Origin of the sequence: Nonomuraea sp. NPDC052116, from assembly GCF_040680035.1 — a bacterium.
Taxonomy (GTDB): Bacteria; Actinomycetota; Actinomycetes; order Streptosporangiales; family Streptosporangiaceae; genus Nonomuraea; species Nonomuraea angiospora_A.
The window spans coordinates 109,519-125,811 of the sequence record NZ_JBFAWA010000037.1 but is presented as its reverse complement, the minus strand read 5'-3'; the positions used below and the strand labels follow the sequence as shown (position 1 = coordinate 125,811).

Genomic DNA, 16,293 nt, shown 5'->3' with positions numbered 1-16,293 from the left:
GTGAGATGACGATCACCTACGGCACTGCCGACGAGCCCGGCGCGACTCAGCTGGTGTCGGCTGTCGCCGGTCAGGTGACGGGGGCCGCGTCCCAAACAGCGTCCAAACGGCCGGCAGACTCCCTTCGATCACCCTTCTGCGCGCTCAGGCGTGAGATCGCGGTCGGCCAGCAGGCTGACGGCGACGGTGTTGCCCAGATGGGCGTGGGCGCGGAGCACGGTGATGGCCTCCTCCTCCCGCCCCAGCCTCGTCAGGAGATGGCTGAGCAACGGCAGGACGGCGTACGCTTCGACGGATTGAACCGCTGGGACGGCGTGGTGCAGGAGCAGGGTGACCGCATCCTCCAACCGCCCCTGCTGGGCAAGCAATCGGGCGAGGCTGTGGGCCGCGTGCGGGTCGCCTGCCGTGGCGCGGGCCCGCAGCTCTTCCACGCGCCCCTGTTCGGCCAGCAGCCGGGCCAGCCGGTCGCCGGTGGCCCAGTCGCCCTGGTCGGCGTGGGGGCGCAGCAGGGTGATGGCGTCCTCCACGCAGCTCTGCAGGGCCAGCCGGAAGGCGGCGTCGGGGTCGCCTGCCGTGGCGCGGGCCTGCAGTTCTGCTACGCGGCCCTGTTCGGCGAGCAGTTTGGCCAGTTGGTTGTCGGCGGCCCGGTCGCCCTGGTCGGCCCGGACGCGCAGCTCTTCGGTCCGGCCCTGCTGAGCCAGCAGCTCGGCCATCATGAGAGTCCAGTTGTCGTCCTGGTCGGGGTGGGCGTTGAGCAGGTCGATCGCCTCCTGCGCACCATCGTGGCGGGCGAGGAGCCGGGCCAGCTGCGGGGCGGAGCCTCGGTCCGTGTGGGGACGGAGTACGGTGATGGCCTCCTCGATCCGGCCCTGTCGTTCCAGCCGGTAGGCCAGTATCGCGACGGCATGCCCGTCGCCCGCGTCGGCACGGGTGCGCAGTTCCTCGACGCGGTCGTGCTCGGCCAGCAAGGCGGCCAGTTTCAGGCCGGCTGACGCGGCGGTGCCGGAGGCGTCGTGGTCGGCCCAGGCGCCGAGCATGGCGATGGCCTCATCAAGCCGGTCCTCTTCGACCAGCCGGTCGGCGATGCGTCCAAGCGCGCCCGCGTCACCTTGGCGGGCGCAGGCATACAGGTGCTGGGTGTATGGGGTGGCGGCGAGGTGGTGTTGAAGCAAGGCGTGGCGAAATTGCCAGGCAGTTCCAGATTGGCGCAATGTCTGGCGTTGGTGCTGATCTTCGAGGAATGTCCACAGTCTCCAGGGGAGCCGGCCCTTGGCGGCGAGACGAAGATGGGTGATCTTGTAATCGATCCAGGTCCACAGGCCCGCACCGCAGGCTGCGACCCATCCGTAGACGGCGGCCGCGGTGACAGCGGGGATCCAGAGGGTTGATGCTGGGGCGAGCACTGCGACAGAGGCGGTGAACACCGATGCGCCAGTGATGCCGTGCTGGGCGGCGGCGATGGCGGTGGCGCGGTGATTGGCGTTCAGCGTGGCGCGTGGAGTGGTGCCCCGAGGCCGGGTCCTGGAGGGCAGGGCGGGCATGACCAACGCGAGTAGCCCGGTGACCAGGGCACCGGCCGCTCCGATCAGCGGATTGCCGAGAATGACCCCGGTCAGCAGCCCTGGCGCGACACCGAATCCGGCCCGCAGCGCCAGGACCCGGCGACGACGTTCGCGAGCCAGCGAGTAGGACGTGGGGGTGTACGCCGGGTAAGCGTGCGGCCACAGCGGCCGCAGCAGGCCCGCCGCCGCGGCCAAGGCCGCGGCGGACACGGTGAACGCTGCTGCGCCCCCCGACACGGGTCCGGCCGCGGCACTGACACCGGCACCCACGCCGACTGCGACAGCCAGCACGGTGCGCATCCTGATCACCTCCGCATTGAAGGTGAAGAGGTCGGGGGACAACTGCCACCACACCAGTTCCGTCCTGCCCACCAGCTGCAGGTGCAGGGCCAGGCAGCCGAGCCAGCGCTGGGCGGCGGCGGGACTGTAGCGGCGCACCGGCCGGCCTTCGGGCGGCGTCGGCCGGTCGGGGTCATGAACACTGGCCACGAACGTGTCCAGAAGCGTCGCGGCGATGGCGTCCTGGCTGTCGAGGCGGGTCAAGGCGATGGGGTCGGTGTTCGAGGATCTGTAGGCGGTACGGGCCAGTGACACCATCAACGGCGTGGACAACACCCGCGCCAGCGGACCCTCGCGGTCGTGGCGGAGGTGGGTGAACACCGGTTCCCAGCGGTGCCGGAACGGCTCGGGGTGGGACAGGAACGCGATCGCCTGTTCCACATCGACCGGCATGATCTCCACGACCGCGGCCCGGGAGATGATCGAACGACTGGCGTCCACGGCTCGCTGGTATTCGCGGGCCCGGCAGGTCACCACCAGCGGCCGTCCTGTCGCGGCGAACTCATCCAGCCTCCGCAGCGCCCGCTCCTGCGACTCGGCCGGGAGCTCGTCCAGTCCATCCAGCACCAGCAGTATCCGGCCTTCGCCCATCAGCAGCTCCGCCACACATTGGCCCTCCGACAAACCGGCCGGCATCGGATAATCCTCAGCCATCCGCCGAGCCGCGAACCGGCGTACCGACTCGTCCTGCGGGTTCCAGGAAGTGATCGACAGGAGCACCGGCACCGGGTCGTCCCCCACCGACCGCTCGATCAGCCCGAGGGTGAGCAGCATCGCCAGGACGCTCTTGCCCGCGCCCGCCTCTCCGAGCACCACCAACTGCCGATGGGGCAGCTCGCAGAACTTCTCGACGACCTGCGTGACGTCGCCTTCCAACGGCCTGTCCTGCCACGTGGTCTCCGGCTCGTCCAGCACCACCTGACGCGTCTCCGCGACCTGCCGATCGGTCGAGGACCACCGCACCCGCAACGGCACCGGCTGCCGAACGCCCCGCAGCACCGTCTCGTGCTCCCACTGCTCCCGGACCATCCGTCGCAAACCCGCCGCAGCGCTGCGCATCGCCGCCTCCCGGCTCTGCGGCACGGCGCGCGACTGCACGATCTGCGACGCGGTGGCGACCACGACCAGCACGCCGGTCAACACCCACGTGGCCGGGGTCCACCACCAAGCCTTCACCTCAACGGTGCCGGTCGCCAGATTCCCCACCAGCCCGATCCCGACCGGCACCACCGCGAGCGCGACCGGCGACACCACCCAGCGGCCCCGACCTCCACTGCCCATGCTGCCAGCATCGCTACCAGGCGTCACCAGTGCAACACTCAGCGGAAAACCACGGTCCGAAGGGTCAGGAGATCTCCGCGATCAGATCCCCTTCATCCAGGACGTCACCTTCGCTGACGGGCAGCGCGGTGACGACGCCGGACGTCTCAGCCTCGACAGGGATCTCCATCTTCATGGATTCGAGGATCACCAGCGTGTCGCCGGCGGCGACGCTGTCACCCGTGGCGACGAGCACCTTCCAGACGTTGGCCGCCAGGTCGGACGTGATCTGCCGGCCCATCTCAGCTTCCTTTCCTTGGGGTGGCCCGCATCCGCGCGACCAGCGCGGTGCTGTACGAGCCGTCGGCGAACTCGGGCTCGTCGAGGAGCTCGGTGAAGAAGGGCAGGTTCTGCTTCGGACCCGCGATCGTGAAGGCGGCCAGCGCCTCCCGTGCCCTGGCGATCGCGGCCTCCCGGGTGCCCGCGTGCACGACCAGCTTGGCCATGAGGGAGTCGTACGCGGGGGTGACCCGATTGCCCTGCCGGTAGGCGGAGTCGACGCGGATGCCGTCGCCGGACGGCTCGTTCCAGGCGTTGATCGTCCCCGGGCCGGGCAGGAACCGCACCGGATCCTCGGCGTTCACGCGGAACTCGATGGCGTGCCCGCGCGGGCGCAGTGCGGTGAGGTCCGCCGACGGCGGCTCGCCCGCCGCGACGCGAAGCTGTTCCTCGACCAGGTCGACGCCCCACACCGCCTCGGTGACCGGGTGCTCGACCTGCAGTCGCGTGTTCATCTCCAGGAAGACGAACCCCTGGGCGCCCGGTTCGCCGTACACCAGGCACTCGACGGTGCCCGCGTTGCGGTAACCGACGGCCTTGCCCACCTGCACGGCCGCGGTGAGCATCTGCTCGCGCAGGTCCGGATCGAGGCAGGGGGACGGGCTCTCCTCGACGAGCTTCTGGTTGCGCCGTTGCACCGAGCAGTTGCGCTCGCCGAGGGCGATGACGTCACCGTCGGCGAGCCCCAGGATCTGCACCTCGATGTGCCGTGCGCCGGCGTAGTAGCGCTCCAGCAGGATCGCCGGATCGCCGAACAACCGCTCGGCGAATCCGGACACGGCCGCGTACTGCTTGCGCAGGTCGTCCTCGTCGTGGGCGACGGCCATGCCCATGCCGCCGCCGCCCGCCGCGGCCTTGACCATCAGGGGGTAGCCGATGGCCGCCGCGGCGTCGAGCGCGGCGGCCTCGCCCGCCACCGGATCCGGCGTGCCGGGCGCGACCGGGACCCCGGCGGCGGCGACCGCGTTCCGGGCGTTGATCTTGTCGCCCATCAGCTCGATGACGTCCGGCGCGGGACCGACCCAGACCAGCCCCGCCTCCTGGACGGCGCGGGCGAAGCCGGCGTTCTCCGACAGGAAGCCGTAGCCGGGATGAATGGCCTCGGCTCCGGTACGGCGGGCTGCCGCCAGCACCTTTTCGGCGTTGCGGTAGGACTCGGCGGGAGCCGCGGGGCCGAGCTCCACCGCCTCGTCGGCCTCGCGGACGAACGGCAGGTCGGCGTCGGCGTCGCTGTACACCGCGATGGCGCGCAGGCCGAGCCGCCGCGCCGTGCGGATGATCCTCCGGGCGATCTCGCCGCGGTTGGCGACGAGCAGAGACTCCATCACCGGCGGCCTCCCTCCGCTGAGCTGCCGAGCAGCACGGCCAGCGGGGCCAGCTCGATCCCGTTGCCGGTCAGCGCCCTGTGCACCGCCTCGGCGATCTCCGGGCCGTTCGGCGCGTCACCGTGCAGGCACAGGGACACCGCGTCCACGTCGAGTTCGGTGCCGTCGTCGGCGGCGACCTTGCGCTCCAGCACCATGCGGACCGCGCGGCGGGCGACCAGCTCGGGGTCCCACGCCTTCTTGACCGGCTCGATGACGAGCTTCCCCGTACGGTCGTAGTGCAGGTCGGGGAACGCCTCCACGACCAGCCGCACCCCTTCGGCGGCCACGGCGTCCGCCGTGGCGGGGGTGAGCAGCATCAGCGGCAGCGACGCGTCCACCTTGGCCACCGCCCGGGCGATCGCGGCCGCGACGGCGGCGTCCTCCGAGGCCATCACGTACAGCGCGCCGTGCGGTTTGACGTGCGCCAGCCGGCCGCCGGCGGCCCGCACGAACGCCTGCAGGGCGCCGAGCTGGTAGAGGCAGTAGTCCTCCAGGTCCTCGGCCGGGATCACCATGCGGCGGCGGCCGAAGCCCATCAGGTCGGGGAAGGCCAGGTGCGCGCCGATGGCCAGCCCCTGCCGTACTGCGGCGGCCACTGTGCGCCGGATCGTCGGCGGGTCACCCGCGTGGTAGCCGGTGGCGATGTTGACCGAGGTCAGGTACGGCATCATGCCGAGGTCGTCGCCGAGGCTCCAGCGGCCGAAGCTCTCGCCCATGTCGCAGTTGAGGTCCACGCGCGGCATCACAGCTCCTCGTAGTGGTGGGGGTCGGTCGTGTAGTCGACGCGGGCGGCGAGCGCCAGCGCCTCGTCCAGCGACACCTCGCGGAAGCGGATCAGGTCGCGGCCGGGGCGGAGCTGGCCGACCTTCCACAGCCCGGCCTGGACGACGGTGGCGATCACGGTGAAGCCGCCCGCGGTCGGGCCGTCGGGGCCGAGGATGACAGGCACGTCCCCGTTGGTGTTGATGCCGCCGATCGGGTAGCTCCCGTCCAGCACGTTGGACGGGTGCCCGCCCGCGACCCCGCCGGACGGCCTGGCCCACTGGAAGCGATGCGACTCCAGCCGGGTGCCGACGCGGTTGGAGTTGAGGTCGACCTTCCACTCCCGGCCGACCAGATCCTTCCAGTCCTGCTCGGTGAGGAAGTCGGGGTCCGCGTGCGGGCCGCGCATCACCTCCACCTCCCAGACGTTGGCCAGCGCGGGCCGCAGCGACGCCGGCACCCGTAGCCGCGGTGGCGGCGCGGTCACCGCCCGCGCCCGCAGGACGTCGCCCTTCACCAGAGCCCGGCCCTCGACGCCGCCGATGCCGCCCATGGTGTACGTCGCCCGCGACCCCATCACCATCGGGACGTCGATGCCGCCCGCCACCGCCAGGTACAGCCGGAACCCCGGCCCCTTGACGATCGAGCAGGTGATCTCGTCCCCGGGCACCACCCGGACGGTCTCGCCCAGCGGCATGGGCGCGGAGTTCAGCCGGAGGCCCGAGCCCTCGGCTCCGGTGACGGCGACCCAGGTCTCGGCGAGGGCGCGCAACGCGAGCCGGCCCATCGGGATCTCCAGCGCGGGCGCCCCCGGTTCGTTGCCGACCAGCGCGTTGGCGATGCGGAAGGACACGTGGTCCATCGGCCCGGAGGGGAAGAAGCCCTTGGACTGCAGGCCGCGGCGGCCGGGGTAGTCCTGGATCAGGGTCTGCAGCCCCGGCATGACGATGTCGAAGACCGCGTGCGTGTCGGTCATCACGGCACCTCCGTCCCGGCTGCGGCGGCCTCGCGGGCGGACCGCAGCGTGTCGGCCTCGGCGCGCACCTCGGCGGCGCGGGCGAGGTAGTCGGTGACCGAGAACTGGTCGTTCTCGATCACGTACTCGTAGCGGTTCTCCAGGACGTCCCTGCGGGCCGCCAGGAGCTGGTCCTCGCTCACGGGCTCGAAGCGCACCCGGTCGCCAGGCCGAATCAGGATCGGATCGTCGCGGAACACCTCGTGCCTGGCCAGGACGTCGTAGACGGGTACGGTCCGGCCGAACAGCTGGTAGCCGCCCGGCGCCTCCACCGGGTAGATCGCGACGCAGGGGCCCCCGATGCCGACCGCCCCCTCCGCAGTCCAGGTGCGGGTCGGGTTGTACTTCGGCACGGTGATGGCGTTGCGCGGATCGAGCGGGAACATGAACGGCAGGCCGGGGAAGAAGCCGGTGTACGCGTTCCACCACTCCGTGCCGGTGACCGTCGCGTACAGGGCGTCCCTGCCGGGCAGGCCGTTGTACTCGACGATGTAGTCGATGTTGGAGTTGTCGCGGATGTTGGGCGCCTCCTGCCGGATGGTCGTCGCGTAGCGGCGGACCGCTTCGCGGCTCTCGGAGTCGTCGAACGCGATCGGCAGCGTGATCAACCGGCTGGGCAGGACGAGCGAGCGTACCGACCGCTGCGCCCGGTGAGCCTCGTTGACCGCGTCGATGAGCGCCTTACGGTCGATGATCGCGGGCTCGTGGTGCAGCAGCAGCGAGCGGAAGCCCGGCGCGGCCTCCACCAGCCCCGGCACCGGATGCTCGGCGAGATGGGCCGTGACGGCGGTCACGAAGAAGTTCAGCTCCAGGTCGAGCGCCATCTCGCCGTACTCGACGAGGACGTGGCGGTCACCGGCGGCCCGGTAGACGATGGCCGGCCGGTCTCCTTCGGCCGGACGGCGGTTGATGATGGCGGTCATGATTCCTCTCTCAGCGGCCGGCCGGCGCGGTGGCACCGGCCGGGGCGGTCGAGTCGGCGGCGCAGGCGGAGCAGACGGCGGCTCCCCCCGCGTCCGGGTCGCGGTCCATCTCCACGGCCACGTAGGACCGGTCGCAGGAGTGGCACCTGATGCGGGCCTCCCAGATGTCCTCTACCTCGTCTCGCGGGTCCTCCCCGGCAGGCCGTACGGCGCCGGGGGCGGTGACCAGGGCGGCGTAGTAGAGGCCCGCGGCGACGGCGACGGTGATCAGCGGCGCGAGCTGGGCGAGCACGGGGCTGGCCGACTGCTCGGTGAGCACGATCCCGACGGCGGAGGCCGTGAGCCAGGCCCCTGCGCCCGCGGTCACCGGCTTGAGCCGCCGTGGCCTGAACTCGGGCAGGCCGTCACGGTCCGCGCCCCGCACCGCGATGTGCACCATCGCGATCGCGACCCACGCGGTCACGAAGACGCCCTGCCAGGCGAGCGCGCGCAGCAGGTAGCTCAGCACGTCGGTCAGCATGAACAGGTAGGCGAGCACGCCTGCCACGACGGTCCAGACGGCCCGCGGCAGCCTCAGCCGGAGCACCCGCGTGGCGAACGCGTCCAGGTTGGTGGAGGCGAGGTAGTAGTTGGCGGTGTTGATCCGCGTCTGGGAGACGAAGATCACCAGTACGCCGGCGAAGCCCAGCGACCTGATGAACGCGGTGACCACACCCGTCTCGGTGCCCGCGATGTCCCAGGCACGCAGCAGATAGATGCCGATCAGGCCGTTGACGGCGAAGGTGAAGGCGTAGAAGACCCAGCCGAAGGTGACCGTGCCGTGGAATTTCTGGTCCTCCGCCCGGCCGAAGCGGGCGTAGTCCACGGTGTACATCATCATGATGTAGACACCCATGTAGATCAGGTACGCGGTGAGCCAGCCGGGCAACTGGCCGCTCGGCGCCGCCGACTGGAGCCAGTCCTGCGGGTAGCCCCGCTGGACCGTCGCCGCGATCACCACGGCGACCAGGCCGACCACGTACAGCGGCAGCAGCACGCCGTTGAGTTTGTCCAGCCAGGTCCGCACGCCGCCGATGACCAGCGGCAGCGCGTACACCACGACCACGAGGTACCAGATCTCGATGGCGCCGCCGAAGTACTGCTGGAAGGCCACGGCGACGATCGAGCCCTCGAACACCGCGTAGTACAGCGCGGTCGCGGCGAAGATGAGCGGTGCGAGTGCCGAGCCCAGCATGCCGAACAGCCGCCGCGACAGCAGCGCGACGGTCAGGCCGGTGCGGGCGGCGTACCTGGACAGGACCAGGTTCACGACGCCGAAGGTGGCCACCGTCAGCACCATGCCGACGATGGTCGCCGGGGTGCCGACGGCGTCCGCCGCGGCCACGGCGACGTAGAGCCAGAACATGGCCGAGAACAGCGCCCACCAGGCCATGGCGAGCGACCACCGGCCAGATCGCCAGGACCTGGGCACGACATGGTTCGAGTAGTCCTCGGTGGCGGCCTCCTTGACGACCTTCGGGTCGTCGGTGAAGGAGACCTCCAGCGCCGGGGGGCGCGCGGAGGTGAGGGACATGCGGGTCTCCTGCGAGCGTTGGGGGTGACGTCGGCTCAGGTCAGGATGTGTCACGACGGCACGCCCGCCCCATCCGCGATTCGGGCAACCGCGCGAGCTGTTTGCGCCATTCGCGTAATCCGTCGTTCATTCACCTGTCTCGTACGGTGAACGCCATCCACAGTTCCGCGCGCAGTCCCGGGTCGGAGAAGCGCCTCCCCAGCAGCTTCTCGGCGCGTCCGAGCCGGTAGGTGAGCGTCCGGCGGTGGACGCCGAGCGCAGCCGAGGCGGCCTCCGTGTTGCCGTTGTGCGTCAGGAAGGTGCGTACGGTGCCGAGCAGGTCGATCCTGCGGGCCTCCTCGCTCTCCAGCGGGGCCAGCATCGCGATCGCCCATCCGTCCGCCTCGGCCGGGCCGACGTGCGCCAGCAGCCCGACGTCGGCGACGTCCCTGGTGGTCAGCAACGTGTACGGCGCGGAGGCCGGCACCGTGTCGGCGAGCGCGGCCACCCGCGGCCAGACCCGAGCCAGGTCGGTCCATTCGACAGCCGCGCCGATCACGCCCCGGCCGCCGTTGACGGAGCTGAGCACCGACTGCAGCACCCCCACGTGCCCCTCCACGGCGGGCAGCACCACCACCATGCGGCCCCGCGGATCGCTCGCGACCAGCGCCGACACGATCTGCAGGCTGCGCTCGTTCTCCAGCGCCACCAGCAGGTCGCCGGGGTGCCCCGGGTCGGCGGTGACGACGGCGATGCGCACGAGCCCTTCGGGCAGCGGGATGCCCAGCGATTCGGCCGTCTGCTCGGCGGCGGCGTACCGGCCGGCCAGGACCAGGGCGAGCACCGTCGCCCGCTCTCTGCGTTCGCTGGCGAGCAACTCCGCCGCCCGAGCGACCTCCAGCGAGAGCAGATCGACGGCGATGTCGACCACGCCGCGATCGTGCCCGGTCAGCGGAGCCGGCCTGCCGACCGCGAGCACGCCCGCGGGCCGGGTCGGCTCGCTCACCGGCAGCAGGGTGACCCGGGTGTCACCGAGGTCGAACATCGCCGAATGCCAGGAGCCGGTGCGCGAGACCTCCAGCCGTACGCGTTCGGCGTTGCGCCGGGCGTGGTCGGGAGCGCCCGCGAGCACGTGACCCTCGCGCGAGAGCAGCAGCACCCACGCGTCGAGGTGCGCCGCCAGGCTGGTGACGATCGAACGGTGCGCGGGAGCGGTCAGGGCCGCCTTCACCAGGGTCCGGTAGCGCTCCATCGCCGAGGTCTGCGCGGCCCGCTCGGCGGCGGCGATCCCGTCGGTCACGGCGCGCACCACGGAGCTGAACCGCGTCGGCTCCGACACCTCCACCACGCTCACCCCGAGCCGGTCGGCCGCCTCGACCAGCGTCGGCGGGACGATCGCGTGCCGCAGCCCCACCCCGAACCCCAGCGCGGGCACTCCCACGCGCACCAGCCGCTCGACGTACTCGGGCCACTGGCTGCTGGTGCGCCCCAGGCTCAGCCCGGTCGTCAGCAGCAGGGTGCCCTCGTCAAGGTACGGGGTGGGGTCGAGGAGCTCGCTGATGTGCGCCCAGCGCACGAGGACGTCGCCGCGCCCGGCGCGCAGGGTCAGGCCGAGATCGCGCCTGGCGACCAGACTGGCGAGCGTCTCCGGCATCTGCCCAGGTTAACGGCTCGACGACCTGGCCAGACAGGGCGTCGGCCCCGCCCGGTGCTGTCATGACAGCCGCGGCGCGCGGTTCTCACTCAGGAGGCGGAACGAGGCCTTGACCATGGCGCCGAAAACGATCAGCCAGACGGCGGCGGCACCGGGCTCGGGCTGCCGATCGCCCGGCACATCGCCCAAGCCCACGGCGGAACCCTGACCGCCCAGGACGGTCCCCGCGGGGCCCGGTTCGTGCTGCGTCTGCCCGAGCACGGCACGCCTCGGCCCCCATCGGGGTTCCCACATGACTGAGTGGGCTTGGCCGGCGGTGCTCAGCGTCGGCGCCTGGACATTCTCCCGAGCGAGGCGCACGCCACGCCGATCACCAAGATGGCCGCTCCTGTGGCGACGTTGTTGGCGATCGTCGAAGCGCCGGCTCCGTGTGGGGGCAGCACCCACGGCGTGATGATGGTCCAGACCCCGATGATCGGCAGGACCCAGGCGAGACCGTGGATACGGCCGTTGGCCGAGGCGATTCCGGCCGCCAGCAGGGCCACCGCTATCCCGGTGATCAGGTTGCTGACGGTCAGGGTCGTGTGGCCGAAGAAACCCACCACCCATGGTGAGATGGCCAGGTAGAGCCCGCTCAGGAAGGCGAGCCCACTGACGGTCTGCCCCGACGGCCGCTGCACCGCCCAGTCGTAGCGTGCGCGGAGCGCGGCGATGTCGGGATGCTGATCTATATCGGAAATCGGGTGCGTCGGCCGTTCGGCCATGGTGTACACCACCTTTCCTCTCGCAGGGAGGAGCATTCACTGACCCCATGCCCGCCCTGTCGTCCCAACACCGCTGTTCAGGTAAAGGGTCTCTTTAGCCCTCCGGCAGCGCGCTCATCGCTGCGCGCCGCCCTGCTCCGGCGGACGCGTTCGCTGCGGCGTGCCGCTTCGGCGCCCGCTGCTGGTGCCCAACATGATGGCCCACACCGAGTGGACCCTGCGCGCACTCGACGAGCTCGACCTGCCCATGGACATCCGGATCCGCGAGGCCCTCACGCTGCCCGCACTGGTCATCACCGTGGCGCCGTCCCTGGCCCAGGAGGCCGAAGCCGAGCAGGAGACCGGCATGACGCTCCACGGGTGGTGGCTGATCCAGCGCAAACGCGCCGACGCGCTCCTCAACAGCGGACGATTTCCACTCCTGGCCCTGATCCCCGAGGAGACGGCGTCAGACCTGGACGCCATGTTCGACTACCTCTTGACCTGCCATCTCGACGGGTTCGCCACCATGCTGGAACGGGGTGCGGGTCCGCGCTGACCTGTCCAAGGACGTTGAGCCGGCGCTCCGTCATCCAGCATCCCCACGGTCTCTGCCGACACGTTGCCTTACGGCAGCATGCCCACCAGCGCGGCCAGCTCGGGGTCGCTCTCGTACCGTCGCCGGTGCAGGTCGGCGATCCTCGCCCCCATCTGCGGGTCGTCATCGTCGGTGATGTCGTACGACTCGTACTTCTCGACCAGGGGCATACCGATCCGGTCGGTGTGCGCGTGCGCCGGATGCGTCAGGTACTCCCAGTAACCGTCGAGGTCCTCGATGACGAACACGCCACCCCAGTCGAAATCGCCTCCGAAGTCGCGACCGACGACGAACGACTTCACCGCAGAGATGACCCGGCCCTGGTTGCGCATGCTCTCCAGCGCCTCCTCGACCTGCTCCTGCGTCACGCCCGCCTTGGCCTTCATACGGATGCTGTGGTAGATCATCGTGCTCCTTTCGTAGGTGCTGAACGTAGAGATATGGCGCATACGGTGCTGAGCACCCGACTATGAACTGGCCTGGTTTCTCGTCGCATCGGCAGGACCTGCCTATTCGACGGCAATGGCCCGTCGGCGAAGGCGCCCCCCGCCGACCGCAATTCAAGCTCGCTGTTCCGCAATCTCCCGCATCGACTTCATGTCCCACCCGCGCCTACGGTTGCCGCTTGATCGGCATCGCTTGTGGCGAGGCGAAGGCCCGCTGCCGCCGACTTCGCGCATTGCGCCTTTTCCTTCTCGTTCCCACGCAGGTATTGGAGTTCGCGTGTCCACTGCGACCATGTCACGGGCCGTTCGCCGCCGCTGGTGGTGGACCCTGTGGAGTCTTCTCTCCGTGTCGGCGATCGGCATCACGGCCTACTTCGTTCCGCCGTACCTGGTCGGAAGTACGAACATTCCGAATCTCGACATGAGCATCCCGGGGTACTACACGAGTCTCGTGATCCATGGGGTGCCGGCCGGCCTGGCACTTCTCATCGGGCCGTGGCAGTTCGTGCCGCGGTTGCGGGCCCGTTTCCCCCGGGCGCACCGGATAGCGGGGCGGGTGTACCTGATCTCGGTCTTGGCCGCCGCGATGGCGGCGCTCTACTCCGCCGCGGTGACGCCGAGCGGCTTCACGCTGCAGGTCGCGTTCTTCGGGCTGGTCGTGGTGTGGTTGTACACGGCCGCCAAGGCGTACCGGGCGATCCGGCGCCGTGAGGTGCAGTTGCACCGGATCTGGATGGTCCGCAACTACGCGTTCACGTTCGCCGCCGTGACTCTGCGGCTCTACCAGCTGGCCCTGCTGCCGCTGATGAACGTCATACCGTCACTGGAATACAGCTCCGTCTACGAGTCGGCCGCGTGGCTGTCCCTGCTGGGCAATGTGCTGGTCGCGGAGTACTTCATCGTTCAGCGCACGCTGGCACCGCTGGCGCGGCGGCAGCCATCGGAACAACCGGCCGAGGTTCTACTGCCGCAGTGAATCGACTTCGTCGGCGTACAGCAGCGCGACGTCGATGTCCATGCCGGTGAAGTGGCCGGCGAGTTCGAGGGACAGCACGCCGTGCAGCCGGGTCCAGAACGTCATGGCCTGGCGCAGGACGGCCGCCGGCACCGTGGGATCAGGCGACCAGTGCCGGTGGCTGTCGAGGTGAGCGGCAAAAGGGGTTTCCGGCGATGGGATGTCCGCCGTGCGGTAGGCGGCGATCAGCACGGACATGATCTCCTGCGACATCGCGACGGTGTCGGCGGGCGCCTGGTACCCGGGCACGGGGGTGCCGTAGATCAGCAGGTACCGGTGGGGATCGCTCAGGGCCCACGCGCGTACGACGTGAGCCAGCGCGGCGATGTCGGCGCCGGAGCCGTACGCCTCGCGAACGGCGTCGGCGAGGCTGCGGTAGGCGTCCCTGATGAGCGCCGTGATCAGATCGTCGCGACTGGCGAAGTACCGGTAGAGGGCCGGGCCGCTCATGCCCAGGTGCTTGGCGATCGCCTTGAGGGACAACGCCGACACGCCCGTGGTGGCGATCTGCTGCCAGGCGTGTTGCTTGATCTCGGCTTGCACCTGCGCCCGGTAGCGCTCGCGCGGGCTCACCACATCGCCGTCCATGGGTCAGCCTCTCCGGTTCCTGTGCGCTAACTGGAGTTAGAGGCTATCACCATTGCGATTGACGAAAATGGAGAGCGAGTTATATGGTATAACAGAAGTGAGTCAGCGTAACGCATCGACTACGCGTGCGCCGCTGCTCGTCCCGTACCGGAGAAGTGGTCTCGCTGATGCAGAGGGAATCGCGCTTCGACATGGGCGGCTACGCCGGCCTGGACCTGGACCGGTTCGTCCGCCGATCGTTGTGCAGCTGGGAACGGCCCGGATGGCGCTCGCTGCTCGTCCAGAAGTTCGAGCACCTCGAGGCCGCCGGTGAGATGGTCATGCCGGCCTCGGCCGACACACACCTGTGGCTGATCACCGGCGGCGCCGGCAAGCTGCACATCGACACCGGCGAAGGCTGGCGGACCACACCCATCACGCCGGGCGAGATCGGCATGGCCACGCCGGGCGTACCGACTCGCCTGCGGTACGAGACGACGGCGCCGATGCACTCCATCCACGTCCATCTCCCCGCTGACGTGGTCGGCCGGACGGCTGCCGAGCTCGGTGGCCCGGCACCCCCGGCGCGGGAGCCGGCCTCGGGCAGCGGCGAACTGATCGGCGCGGTGCTCAGGTCGCTGGCCGCCGCCACCGCGGCGGGTGCGGACGAGCTCTATGCCGATGCGGCCGCGCGATTTCTGGTGGTGCACCTGGCGATCCGCGACGGCCGGCGAGGCTCGGCGGACCGTACGAGGCGTGAGGACGTTCGCGTGCGGAAGGCCATCGCGTACATGCACGACCGGTTGAGCGAGCCGATACGTCTGGCGGAGCTGGCCGAGGAAGTGCGGTTGAGCCCTTATCACTTCCTGCGGGTGTTCAAGCAGGCGACGGGAGAGACCCCGGGCCGGTACCTCACCCGGCTGCGCATCGCGCACGCGACGCACCTCCTGGAGACGGGAATGACGGTGAGCCAGGTGGCTCGGCGTTGCGGTTTCAGCAGTCCCGGGCACCTGTCGTCGGCGTTCCTGCGGGAGACCGGTGTACGGCCCTCAGCGGTGCCGGCCAGGTAGCACGTGACAACAATCCAACCGAGGAGCTTTCGATGACCGGCACAGCCCTTGAGATCGTCATGCCCGGCAAGGTCGAGCCGGACGGGTTGCAGATCCGCACCCGGCCGCTGCCGACACCGGCCGCCGGCAACGTCCTGCTGCGGATGGAGGCGACCGGCATCTCGTTCGCCGAGCAGCAGATGCGCCGTGGCCGGTATTACGACCAGCCGAGCTTCCCCTTCGTGCCCGGCTACGACGTGGTCGGCACGGCGGTCGCGGCGGGCCCCGGCGTGGACGCCACGATGATCGGCAGGCGGTACGCCGCCGTGACCAAGATCGGCGCCTGGGCCAGCCACGTCCAGGTGGACGCCGCCGACCTGGTACCCGTTCCGGACGGCCTGGACGCGGCCGAGGTGGAGACCCTGGTTGTCAACGGGATCACTGCCTGGCAGATGCTGCACCGGATGGCCAAGGTTCGCCGCGGCGGGACGATCGTGGTCCTCGGTGCCAACGGCGGCGTCGGCACGACGCTGGTGCAACTGGCCCGCCACGCCGGGATCACGGTGATCGGCACCGCGTCGGAACGTCACCATGAGACGGTGCGGAAGCTGGGTGCGACCCCGGTCGACTACCGCGACCCCGGCATGTACCACCGGATCCGGCAGCTCGCCCCGAACGGCGTGGACGCGGTGTTCGACCACGTCGGCGGCACCGGGCTGCGGCAGTCGTGGCAGTTGCTGCGCCGTGGCGGAACCCTGGTGTCGTACGGGACCGCGGCCACCAAGGACGGCGAGGGCAATGCCCGGATTCCGGTCCTCAAGTCGTATTTCCGGCTGATGCTCTGGAACTACCTCCCCAACGGCCGCAACGCCCACTTCTACGACTTCTGGGCCGGCCGCCGGCACGCGGCCGCCTTCCGTACCCGCCTGCGCGACGACCTCACCGAGGTGCTGCGACTGCTGGCCGACGGCACTCTCGCCCCGCAGATCGCCGCGAGGCTCCCGCTCTCCGACGCCGCGGCGGCGATGACCCTCGCCGAGTCACGAACCGTGACCGGCAAGGTCGTCCTCGTGCCCGACGCCGGATAGCGGTTCCCTTCCGG

Annotated in this window: 16 protein-coding genes and 1 pseudogene; 5 read left to right on the top strand and 12 right to left on the bottom strand. The window is 70.3% G+C overall.

Going from position 1 to position 16,293, the window contains the following annotated elements; all coding sequences use genetic code 11:
- Positions 1 to 128 precede the first annotated feature (128 nt).
- From AB0L65_RS49035 to AB0L65_RS48995, 9 genes are all read right to left on the bottom strand, one after another.
- Positions 129 to 3,182: an NACHT domain-containing protein gene (locus AB0L65_RS49035; protein ID WP_364261325.1), complete on the bottom strand. Its 3,054-nt coding sequence runs from the start codon at positions 3,180 to 3,182 to the stop codon at positions 129 to 131.
- Positions 3,183 to 3,246: 64 nt separating this feature from the next.
- Positions 3,247 to 3,462, bottom strand: coding sequence for a biotin/lipoyl-binding carrier protein (locus AB0L65_RS49030; protein WP_364261322.1), 216 nt, complete (start codon positions 3,460 to 3,462; stop codon positions 3,247 to 3,249).
- A 1-nt stretch (position 3,463) separates the two neighbouring features.
- Positions 3,464 to 4,825: a biotin carboxylase N-terminal domain-containing protein gene (locus AB0L65_RS49025; protein WP_364261379.1), complete on the bottom strand. Its 1,362-nt coding sequence runs from the start codon at positions 4,823 to 4,825 to the stop codon at positions 3,464 to 3,466.
- Complete coding sequence (locus AB0L65_RS49020; RefSeq protein ID WP_364261319.1) at positions 4,825 to 5,610, bottom strand: 5-oxoprolinase subunit PxpA; 786 nt, start codon at positions 5,608 to 5,610, stop codon at positions 4,825 to 4,827. The genes AB0L65_RS49025 and AB0L65_RS49020 overlap by 1 nt, the downstream gene beginning before the upstream one ends.
- Positions 5,610 to 6,605 (bottom strand): 5-oxoprolinase/urea amidolyase family protein, encoded by a 996-nt coding sequence (locus tag AB0L65_RS49015; RefSeq protein ID WP_364261316.1) that lies wholly within the window; start codon positions 6,603 to 6,605, stop codon positions 5,610 to 5,612. Before AB0L65_RS49015 ends, AB0L65_RS49020 begins: the two co-directional genes overlap by 1 nt.
- Positions 6,605 to 7,567, bottom strand: coding sequence for a carboxyltransferase domain-containing protein (locus AB0L65_RS49010; protein ID WP_364261313.1), 963 nt, complete (start codon positions 7,565 to 7,567; stop codon positions 6,605 to 6,607). The genes AB0L65_RS49015 and AB0L65_RS49010 overlap by 1 nt, the downstream gene beginning before the upstream one ends.
- A 10-nt stretch (positions 7,568 to 7,577) precedes the next feature.
- Entirely contained in the window at positions 7,578 to 9,140 is a 1,563-nt protein-coding gene (locus AB0L65_RS49005) for a hypothetical protein (protein ID WP_364261311.1), read from the bottom strand.
- A 130-nt stretch (positions 9,141 to 9,270) separates the two neighbouring features.
- Positions 9,271 to 10,773 carry a PucR family transcriptional regulator ligand-binding domain-containing protein gene (locus AB0L65_RS49000; RefSeq protein ID WP_364261308.1) on the bottom strand — a complete coding sequence of 501 codons (1,503 nt, stop codon included), beginning with the start codon at positions 10,771 to 10,773 and terminating at the stop codon, positions 9,271 to 9,273.
- A gap of 60 nt (positions 10,774 to 10,833) precedes the next feature.
- Positions 10,834 to 10,968, bottom strand: a complete 135-nt coding sequence (locus AB0L65_RS48995) for a hypothetical protein (protein WP_364261305.1) — start codon at positions 10,966 to 10,968, stop codon at positions 10,834 to 10,836.
- Here AB0L65_RS48995 and AB0L65_RS48990 point away from each other — a divergent pair.
- Positions 10,912 to 11,073 (top strand): annotated as a pseudogene (locus AB0L65_RS48990) (ATP-binding protein); the annotation flags it as partial. The gene AB0L65_RS48995 and the pseudogene AB0L65_RS48990 sit on opposite strands and share 57 nt — an antisense overlap.
- 20 nt (positions 11,074 to 11,093) lie before the next feature.
- Here the strand turns inward: AB0L65_RS48990 and AB0L65_RS48985 are convergent.
- Positions 11,094 to 11,537, bottom strand: coding sequence for an SPW repeat protein (locus tag AB0L65_RS48985; RefSeq protein ID WP_364261302.1), 444 nt, complete (start codon positions 11,535 to 11,537; stop codon positions 11,094 to 11,096).
- A gap of 160 nt (positions 11,538 to 11,697) precedes the next feature.
- On the opposite strand from AB0L65_RS48985, the gene AB0L65_RS48980 reads away from it, so the two are divergent.
- Entirely contained in the window at positions 11,698 to 12,075 is a 378-nt protein-coding gene (locus AB0L65_RS48980; RefSeq protein ID WP_364261299.1) for a TetR/AcrR family transcriptional regulator C-terminal domain-containing protein, read from the top strand.
- Positions 12,076 to 12,143: 68 nt separating this feature from the next.
- Here AB0L65_RS48980 and AB0L65_RS48975 read toward each other — a convergent pair whose 3' ends face one another.
- A complete protein-coding gene (locus AB0L65_RS48975) occupies positions 12,144 to 12,521 on the bottom strand; it encodes a Dabb family protein (protein WP_364261296.1) in 378 nt (125 codons plus the stop codon).
- 316 nt (positions 12,522 to 12,837) lie between these two features.
- On the opposite strand from AB0L65_RS48975, the gene AB0L65_RS48970 reads away from it, so the two are divergent.
- Positions 12,838 to 13,536: a DUF2306 domain-containing protein gene (locus AB0L65_RS48970; protein ID WP_364261293.1), complete on the top strand. Its 699-nt coding sequence runs from the start codon at positions 12,838 to 12,840 to the stop codon at positions 13,534 to 13,536.
- Here AB0L65_RS48970 and AB0L65_RS48965 read toward each other — a convergent pair.
- Positions 13,522 to 14,163, bottom strand: a complete 642-nt coding sequence (locus AB0L65_RS48965; RefSeq protein ID WP_364261290.1) for a TetR/AcrR family transcriptional regulator — start codon at positions 14,161 to 14,163, stop codon at positions 13,522 to 13,524. The genes AB0L65_RS48970 and AB0L65_RS48965 overlap by 15 nt on opposite strands.
- A gap of 167 nt (positions 14,164 to 14,330) precedes the next feature.
- On the opposite strand from AB0L65_RS48965, the gene AB0L65_RS48960 reads away from it, so the two are divergent.
- Entirely contained in the window at positions 14,331 to 15,212 is an 882-nt protein-coding gene (locus AB0L65_RS48960; RefSeq protein WP_364261287.1) for a helix-turn-helix domain-containing protein, read from the top strand.
- Between the two features lie 32 nt (positions 15,213 to 15,244).
- Positions 15,245 to 16,279 (top strand): medium chain dehydrogenase/reductase family protein, encoded by a 1,035-nt coding sequence (locus AB0L65_RS48955; RefSeq protein WP_364261284.1) that lies wholly within the window; start codon positions 15,245 to 15,247, stop codon positions 16,277 to 16,279.
- Positions 16,280 to 16,293: the final 14 nt, after the last annotated feature.